Raw genomic sequence first — 9,587 nt, 5'->3', positions numbered from 1 at the left:
CCGGGCGGCGGCCGGGCCGCCCGCGCGGACGCCGGCGTGGTCGACGGCTCCCGCGTCCAGCCGGACGGGGTGCTCGGCCGTGCACCAGCCGACCGTGCGGCCGAGGTCGCCGTCGGCGCGGCCGTGGCTCTCCACGTCCACGAGCTGGCCGCCGGGCGTGCGCAGGCCGCGGGTCCGCCGCCACTCCTCCACCGCGGCCGCCAGCCCCGCGAGGAGCAGGTCGTCGACTCCGGCGCCGAACGCCTCCGCGACGCCGGTGAGCAGCGCCGTGGTGTCCGGGACCGGCAGGGTGAGGTCGGCCCGGCGCGTCCCGGCCGCCACGGTGTCGCGGGCGGGGTCCAGGGGGCGGGCTCCGAGCACGGCCTGCGGGCCCGCCAGCAGCCGGGTCCAGAGCGGCAGCTCGTCCAGGCGGGCCTGGCCGGTCGCCTCGGCGGCCAGGTTCTCCGCCCAGCTCCGGAAGGACGTCGGCACCGGGTCGAGGACCTCGCCGCGGTAGGCGGCGGCGAGGTCCGGCACGAGAACGCGCCACGACACGCCGTCGACCACCAGGTGGTGCGCCACGACCAGCACCAGCCCGGCGTCGGCGAGCCACACCGCCCGCAGCATGATCCCGGCGGCCGGGTCGAGCAGGTCCGTCGCCTCCCGCAGCGCCCGCCGGACGTCCCGGCCCCCGGCGCGCGCGACCAGGTCGCCCGCGGGCACCGCGGCGTCGCCGGACGGGACGGTCAGCCGGCCGGCGTCCGCCTCCAACCGGGCGCCCAGCACCGGGTGGCGGTCGAGGAGCGCGGCCAGCGCGGCGGTCAGGCGGCCGAGGTCCAGGTCGTCCGGCGCGGTGAGCACCACCGACTGGCTGAACGTCCCGGACAGCGCGGCCGGACCGGCCCGCTCCGCCAGGCCGCGCATCACGGGGGTCAGCGGAACCGGTCCGGTCGGCTCGTCGGGCGCGCCGCCGGGGCCGTTCGCGCCCGCGGTGTCCGCGACGCGGGCGATCGCGGCGGGCGTCTTCTCCTCGAACACCTGCCGGGAGGTGATCACCAGGCCCGCGCGGCGTGCCCGCGACACCACCAGCATGGACATGATCGAGTCGCCGCCGAGGGCGAAGAACGAGTCGTCCGCGCCGACCGTCTCCAGGCCCAGGACCTCGGCGAACACCCCGCAGAGGATCTCCTCCGCGGGCGTCGCGGGCGCACGGCCCCGCGACGCCCCCGCCAGGTCCGGCGCGGGCAGCGCGGCCCGGTCCAGCTTCCCGTTCGCCGTCACCGGGAACTCGTCCAGCGTCACGAACGCGGATGGAACCATGTACTCCGGCAGCCGCTCGGCGGCGTACTCCCGAAGCCCTTCGACTCCGCCGCCGCTCACGTACGCGACCAGCCGCTTGACACCCGGCTGGTCCTCGCGCGCCACGACGGCGGCCCGCTCCACTCCCGGATGGGCGGACAGGACGTTCTCGACCTCACCGACCTCGATCCGGAAACCACGGACCTTCACCTGCTCGTCGGCGCGTCCCGCGAACGCGAGCCGGCCGTCGTCCGTCCAGCGGACCAGGTCGCCGGTCCGGTACATGCGCGCGCCGGACTCGAACGGGCAGGCCACGAACCGCTCGGATGTGAGCGCCGCCCGGCCCGCGTAGCCCCGTGCCACGCCCGCGCCCGCGACGTAGAGGTCACCCACGACGCCCGGCGGGACGGGACGGAGGAACTCGTCCAGCACGAACACTCGCGTGTTCCAGATCGGGCCGCCGATCATCACGTCGGAGTCGGGGTCCAGGGGACGGCTCATCGTGGCGCAGACGGTCGTCTCGGTCGGGCCGTAGGCGTTGACCATCCGCCGCCCGGTCGCCCACCGCTCCACCAGCCCCGGCGGACACGCCTCACCCGCCACGACCAGCGTCTCCACACACCCCGGCAACTGCTCCACCGTGGCCAACAACGACGGCGGAACCGTCACATGCGTCACACCCAGATCCGCCAGGACGTCCTCCAGACGCCCCACAGGAGGAAGCCGGTCGGCGTCCGCCAACAGCAACGTCGCGCCCGACAGCAACGCCATGCACATCTCCGACACCGAGGCGTCGAAACCCAGCGCCGCCAACTGCAATACCCGCGAACCCGACCGAACGGCGAAACGCTCCACCTGCGCCCCCGCCAAACCGGCCAGGCCGCGATGCGACACCACCACGCCCTTCGGCGTCCCCGTCGAACCCGACGTGTAGATGACGTAGGCGGGGTGGTCGGGATGCGGCGGCACCCGGCGTGTGCGGACCGTGGCGGAGGGGACGGGCCGGTCCGGGTCGTCCCAGACGAGCCTGTCCGGGCCCGCCAGGTGCTCGGTCTGGCGCGTGCACACCACCAGCGCGGGCCGGGCGTCGGACAGGACGAACCCGATGCGCTCCTCCGGGTAGGACGGGTCGACCGGCAGATAGGCCGCGCCCGCCTTCGCGATGCCCAGCAGCACCGCGACCAGGTCCGCCGACCGGTCCAGCAGCACGCCCACCAGGTTCTCCGCCTCGACGCCGCGCGCCTCCAGTTCGCGCGCCACCCGGTCCGCGCGGGCGTTCAGCTCCGCGTACGTCCAGCGGACGTCGCCGGACTCCACCGCCACCGTGTCGGGCGTCCGCGCCGCCTGCGCCTCGAACAGCTCGGCCAGGGACCCGTCCATGACCGGACGACCGGTGTCGTTCCACGCCGACAGCACCCGGTCGCGCTCGTCGTCCAGGAGGAGGTCGAGGTCGGCGACCCGCACGGACGGGTCGGCCGCCACCTGCTCCAGGACGGACGCCACCCGGGCCAGCAGCCGCCCGGCGGACGCGTCGCCGAACACGTCCGGCCGGTAGTCCAGACGCAGGTCGAGGTCGTCGCCGGGCGTCACGACGAGGGTGAGCGGGTAGTGCGACGCGTCCTCGCTGGTGTTGCCGGAGATCCGCAGGCCGTCGAGCCGGAGCGCCTCACCGGCGTCGCGCGGGAAGTTCTGGAAGACCAGCAGCGTGTCGAAGGCGGCTCCCGGCCCGGCCGCCCGCTGGATCTCCGCCAGCCCCAGGTACTGGTGGTCGAGCAGCAGGGACTGGCGGCGCTGGAGGTCGGTCAGCAGGTCGGCGAACGGCCGCGCCGGGTCCAGGCGGACCCGCACCGGCACGGTGTTGACGAACAGCCCGACCATCCGCTCGGCCCCGGGCAGTTCCATCGGCCGGCCGGCCACGGTCGCGCCGAACACCACGTCGCGGCGGCCGGCGAGCCGTCCGACGAGGACCGCCCAGGCGGCCTGGACCAGGGTGTTCAGGGTCAGTCCACGCGCCCGCGCCGTGGCCCGCAGCGCGTCGGCGACCGTGCGGCCCGCCGCGCCGAGCAGGAATCGGGACGGCTCGGACTCCGCCTCGCCCGCGCCCGCGGCGGTTGCCGTGGCCGTGGCGGGGTCGGTCGAGGTGGGGGCGACGAGTGTCGGCCCGTCCAGCCCGGCGAGCGCCGTCCGCCACGCGTCGCGCGCCGCGTCCGTGTCCTGCCGGGCCAGCCAGGCGAGGTAGTCCCGGTAGGGCGTCACGGGTTCGAGCGTCGCCGGTTCGCCTCCGGCCGCGTACAGCCGGGACAGCTCGTCGAACAGCACGGGCAGCGACCACCCGTCCAGGACGAGGTGGTGCACGGTGATGACCAGCCGGTGCAGCTCCGGGCCGAATCGGACCAGCACCAGCCGCAGCAGCGGCGGGGCCGTCACCTCGAAGCGCCGCAGCCGCTCCCGCTCGGCGAGCGCGCGGGACCGTTCGGCGGCCTCCGCGTCCGGCAGGGCGGACAGGTCCTCCTCACGCCAGGGCAGGGGCACGCCGCGCGCGACCACCTGCACCGGGTCGCCGGTGCCGCGCCGCTGGAAGCTCGCGCGCAGGACGGCGTGCCGGTCGAGCAGCACCTGCCAGGAGGCGCGCAGCGCCGCCGCGTCGAGCGGCCCCGCGAGGTCCACCACACCCTGGACGACGTAGACGTCCCGTCCTCGGTCGTCGTACTCGGCGTGGAACAGCAGCCCCTGCTGGAGTGGCGACAGCGGCCACACGTCCTCCATCCGCACCTGTGTCACCGGGTTCTCCCGTCGTCCGCGAGCCTGAACTCGAATGCGTCGATGTCGTCCTGGTCGAGGGCGACCAGCGCGAAGTCGGAGGGCGTGTGGCCGCCGCTGCCGGGATCGGCGGCGTGCGCGGCCAGCCCGCCGAGCATGGCCGCCCACCCCGCGACGAGGGCGTCCAGGTCCGCCGTCGCGAGCAGCCGCTTCGGCGCGGTCAGCGCGACGGTCAGCGCGGGGCCGTCCGGCCCGTCCCGGACGACGCCGTGCGCCTGGAGCACGTGGGTCTCGGCCATCCGGGGTTCTGGGACACCGCCCACGGCGGTGTCCCCGGCGGGCTGCCAGAGTCCGCCGGGGCGCCGGGCGTCGGCGAAACGCCCCAGGTAGTTGAAGCCCAGCCGGGCGTGGGGCAGCCCGGCGAACCGGGGCGCGGTGTCGCGGTTGAGGTAGCGGAGCAGCCCGTGGCCGAGCCCGTCGCCGGGGACCGCGCGGCGCTGCTCCTTGATCTGTTTGATCAGGCGTCCGGCGTCCGGACCGCCTGCCCGCACCTGGGCCGGGTCGGTGCCCGCAGGGTCGATCCGGACGGGGTGGACGGCGGTGAACCAGCCGACCGTCCTGCTCAGGTCGGGCCCTTCGGCGTCGCGGCCGTGGCCCTCGACGTCCACCAGGATCCCACCGGACAGGCCGCCGCGATCCTCGGTCAGCGCCGCGACCAGGCCCGCCAGCAGCACGTCGTCGACGCCCGCGTGGAAGGCGGCCGGGACCGGGCCGAGGAGCGCGGTCGTCGCCTCGGCGGACAGGTTCAGCTCGGCCCGGTGGGTGCCCGCCGCCACGGTGTCGCGGTCCGGGTCCAGCGGACGCGTCGCGAAGAGCGGATCGGGCGCGTCCAGCATGTCCCGCCATGCGGGGAGTTCGGCGGTGCGGGCGGGGCTGGTCGCCTCGTCGGCCCGCTGCGAGGCCCATCGCCGGAAGGACGTGGGGACCGGGTCGAGGTCTTCGCCCTCGTAGGCGGCCGCCAGGTCCGGGACGAGGATCCGCCAGGACACCCCGTCGATCACCAGGTGATGGGCGACGATCAGCAACCGGCCGGGCGTGGCGGGTCCCGCGTCGAACCACACCGCCTGCACCATCACACCCGCGCCCGGATCCAGCCGGTCCGCGGCCGCCCGCTGCTCCACCGCGACGTCCTGCCCGCAAGCCCGCCTCACCAGGTCCCCCGCCGCGGCCGCACCCGGCGGCGGCACCACCAGGCGTCCCTCGGCCTCGTCCAGACGAGCGCGCAGCACGTCGTGGCGTTCGAGGACGGCCTGCACCGCACCGACGAGGCGCTGCCACTCCAGATCGGCCGGGACGGACAGCAGCATCGACTGGCAGAAGATGCCGGACAGCGCCACCGGGCCGGACCGCTCGGCGAGTTCCCGCATCACCGGCGTCAGCGGGATCGGGCCCACGCCGTCGTCGGGGTCCTGCGGCGAGGCCGGCGCGCCGGCCCGGGCCGCGCGCGCCAGGGCGGCGGGCGTCTTCTCCTCGAAGACCAGCCGCGCCGTGACCACCAGACCCGCCCGGCGGGCCCGCGACACCACCAGCATCGACATGATCGAATCACCGCCCAGCTCGAAGAACGAATCCTCCGCACCGACCGACCCCAGGCCGAGCACCTCGGCGAACAGACCGCAGAAGACCGCCTCGGACGGCGTGGCCGGGGCGCGCCCTCCCGCCCTCGCCCCGAAGTCCGGAGCGGGCAGGGCCGCCCGGTCGACCTTGCCGTTGACGCTCATCGGCAACGCGTCGAGCGGGACGAAGGCGGCGGGGACCATGTGGTCCGGCAGCCGCGCCGCCACGTGAGCGCGGAGCTCCGCCGGGTCGGCCCCGCCGACGACATAGGCGACGAGCCGCTTGACTCCCGGACGGTCCTCGCGGGCCACCACCGCGACCTGCTCGATCCCCTCATACGCGCCCAGAACCGCCTCGATCTCGCCCGGCTCGACGCGGAACCCGCGGATCTTCACCTGCTCGTCGGCGCGGCCCGCGAACAGCAGTTCGCCGTCCGGGGTCCACCGGGCCAGGTCGCCGGTCCGGTACATGCGTTCCCCGGACGCCCCGAACGGGCAGGAGACGAACCGGGCGGCGGTGAGGCCGGGCCGGTTCACATAGCCCCGGGTGACGCCCGCGCCCGCGACGTACAGCTCGCCGAGCGCGCCCGGCGGCACCGGACGCAGGAACCCGTCCAGCACGTAGGCCCGCACGTTCCGGATCGGCCCGCCCAGCGGGACCGTCCCGGGGAGGTCCGGCGGGCACTTCCAGCTGGTGACGTCGACCGTGGCCTCGGTCGGGCCGTACTCGTTGTAGAGGGTGCGGCCGGGCGCCCAGCGGCGCAGGGTCGCGAGGCCGAGTTCCTCGCCCGCCGTGACGAGCGTCCGGACGGTGCGGGCGGCGGACGGCTCGACCGACTCCAGCACCGACGGCGTGAAGGTCGCGACCGTCGGCCCGAACGCGGCCAGCTCCGCCGACGGGTCGGTGTCGCGCCGCGCGACGCACAGCGCCGCGCCCGCCGCGAGCGTCGGGAAGATCTCGCAGACCGAGGTGTCGAACGCCACCGAGGCGAACTGCAGCACCCGGTCGCGCGGGGTGATGCCGTACTCCGCGGCCCGCCAGGTCACGTAGTTGACCGCGCCCCGGTGCGGGACCACCACGCCCTTCGGCCGTCCGGTGGAGCCGGAGGTGTAGATCACGTAGGCCGGATGTCCGGGCCGCAGCGGCCGGACCCGGTCCGCGTCGGTCGGCGCGGCGGCCGGCGCGCCCGCCGGTGCGTTCGCCGCTTCGGGCGGCTCGTCCCAGCGGACGTGCGGGACGCCCGTGCCGGCCACCAGCCCGGCGGTCGCGGCGGTGCACACGACGGCGGCCGGGCGCGCGTCGGCGAGGGTGTGGGCGATCCGGTCGGCCGGGTGGTCGGGGTCCACGGGCAGGTAGGCCCCGCCCGCCTTGAGCACGCCCAGCAGCGCCGCGTACAGCGCCGCCGACCGCTCCATCACCACCGCGACGAGGTCCTCGGGGCCGACGCCCCGGGCGATCAGGTCGCGGGCCAGGACGTTCGCGCGGACGTCCAGCTCCGCGTAGGTCCAGGTCCCGGCGGCGTCGGCCAGCGCGGTCGCGCCCGGGTCCCGCGCCACGCTCGCCTCGAACAGGTCGACCAGCGTGCCGTCCGGGACCGGGCCGGAGGTGTCGTTCCAGCCGTCGAGGACCTGGCGCCGTTCGGCCGGGTCCAGCACGTCGATCCGTGCGAGCGGGAGCCCGGGCGCGTCCACGAGCCGTTCCAGCACCCGGACGTACCGCCGGGCCAGGTCCCGCACGCCGGGCTCGTCGAAGAGGTCGGGCCGGTACTCGAACCGCACTTCCAGGCCGCCGGTCCCGGGCGTCACGACCAGCGTGACCGGGTAGTGCGCGGCGTCCTGGCCCCCGGTGATCGCCACGTCCGGCCCGGCGAACCGCGGCGGCGCGGCCGGATGGTTCTGGTAGACGACGAGGGTGTCGAAGGTCGCGCCGGCCCCGGCCGCGCGCTGGATCTCGGCGAGGCCCAGATGCTGGTGCGCGAGCAGCGCGTTCTGGCGGGCCCGCGTCTCGGCGGCCACCGCCGCCGCGGGACGCCCCGGGTCGAGGCCGACACGGACCGGGACGGTGTTGATGAACAGTCCGAGGGCGCGTTCCATCCCCGGCAGGTCCGCGGGACGTCCGGCCACCGTCGTGCCGAACACCACGTCGCGGCGTCCGGTCCGCGCGCCGAGCAGGATCCCCCACGCGGCCTGCACCAGCGTCCCGGGGGTCACGCCCTGCGCGCGGGCCGCGGCGTGCAGGCGCCCGGCGAACTCCGCCGAGGTCCACTCCACGACGTGGCGGGGCACGGCCCCGGTGGGCCCGGCGTCGGCGGGGCCGAGCAGCGTCGGCTCGGCGACCCCGGCGAGCGCGTCGCGCCAGGCGGCGCGGGCCGCGCCGGCGTCCTGACGCGCCAGCCAGGCCAGGTGGTCGCGGTAGGACGTCGCGGGCGGCAGCACGGACGGGTCGCCGCCCGCCTCGTACAGCCGGGACAGCTCGTCGAACAGCACCGGCAGCGACCAGCCGTCCAGCACGATGTGGTGCATCGTGACGACGAGGCGGTGCCGGTCCGGGCCGAGCCTGGCCAGCAGCAGCCGCAGCAGCGGAGGGGCCGCCAGGTCGAGGCCGCGGGCCCGCTCGTCCTCCAGCAGGCCGTCCGGGCCCGGAGCGGAGCCGGAGCCCGCCGGGTCGGCCCCGCTCGTCAGGTCCACCTCGCGCCAGGGCACCTCCACGTGCCGCGCGACGGCCTGGACGGGCCGGTCGAGCCCCGCCGGCTGCCGGAACGCCGCGCGCAGGTTCGCGTGCCGGTCCAGCAGCCGCTGCCAGCAGGTCCGCAGGAGGCCGGTGTCCAGGGGGCCGTCGAAGTCGAGCGCGCGCTGCCAGAGGTAGACGTCCTCGGCTCGGTCGTCGTAGCGGGCGTGGAACAGCAGCCCGTCCTGGAGGGGGGACAGCGGCCACACGTCGGCGAGGCCCGGTTCGAGCTCGTCCACCTGGTCCGGGGTGAGCGCCACCAGGGGGAAGTCCGACGGCGTGTGCCCGCCCGCGCCGGGCGTCGCCGAGTGCGCGGCGAGTCCGTCGAGCATCGCGGCCCAGGCCGCGAGCAGGTCGTCCAGGTCGGCGTCCGTGAACAGCCCGGCGGGGGCGGCCAGCGAGAGCGTCAGCTCAGGCCCGGACGGACGGTCCAGCACGATGCCGCCCGCTTCCAGCGCGTACGCCAGGGCCATGCCGGGGTCGGCGACGCCGCCCATCGCGTCCGTCCCGGCGGGCTGCCACAGGGCGTCGCGGCGCGTGGCCGGGGTGTCGGCGTCCGGCGCGGTGAACCGGCCGAGGTAGTTGAAGGAGACCTCCGCGGAGGGGAGGCCTGCGAGAGGCGCCGGAGCGTCCGGCCCCGGGTACCGCAGGAGCCCGTAGCCGAGCCCGTCACCGGGAACGGCGCGGCGCTGCTCCTTGATCCGCTTCAGCAGCGTTCCGGCGGCGGGCCCGCCGGTCCGCACCCAGGCCGGGTGGGTGGTTCCCGGATCCAGCCGAACGGGGTGGACGGCGGTGAACCAGCCGACCGTCCGGCTCAGGTCGAGCCCTTCGGCGCCGCGTCCGTGGCCCTCGACGTCCACCAGGACCCCACCGGACAGACCGTCGCGATCCTCGGCGAGCGCCGCCACCAGACCGGCGAGGAGAACGTCGTCCACCCCGGCGTGGAACGCCGAGGGGACTGTGGACAGCAGCGCGGAGGCCACGCGCTCCGGCAGTGCCAGGGACACCCGGCGCGTCCCGGCTCCCACGGTGTCGCGGGACGGGTCGAGGGCCCGCTCACCGAGGGGGTTCGGCTGCGGGCCGTCGAGCAACCGCGTCCATTCCGCAAGCTCGCCGGTCCGGTCCTGCTGGGCGAGACCGGTCGCCCAACGCCGGAAGGACGTGGGGACCGGGTCGAGGTCGCCGCCCTCGTAGGCGGCCGCCAG

2 protein-coding genes are annotated in these 9,587 nt (G+C 76.2%); both read right to left on the bottom strand.

Annotation, left to right across the window (positions count from 1 at the left end):
• The coding region (locus EBO15_RS41575; protein WP_147481896.1) for a non-ribosomal peptide synthetase at nucleotides 1-4,059 on the bottom strand (4,059 nt) is incomplete at its 3' end.
• Nucleotides 4,056-9,587 (bottom strand): non-ribosomal peptide synthetase (locus EBO15_RS41570; protein WP_122199943.1); only part of this gene is annotated, 5,532 nt, incomplete at its 5' end. The genes EBO15_RS41570 and EBO15_RS41575, both read right to left, overlap by 4 nt.

The sequence above is a fragment of the Actinomadura harenae genome (genome assembly GCF_003696215.1).
GTDB classification, from domain to species: domain Bacteria; phylum Actinomycetota; class Actinomycetes; order Streptosporangiales; family Streptosporangiaceae; genus Spirillospora; species Spirillospora harenae.
The sequence above is the reverse complement of the archived record's forward strand: the minus strand, read 5'-3'. Positions and strand labels throughout refer to the sequence as shown.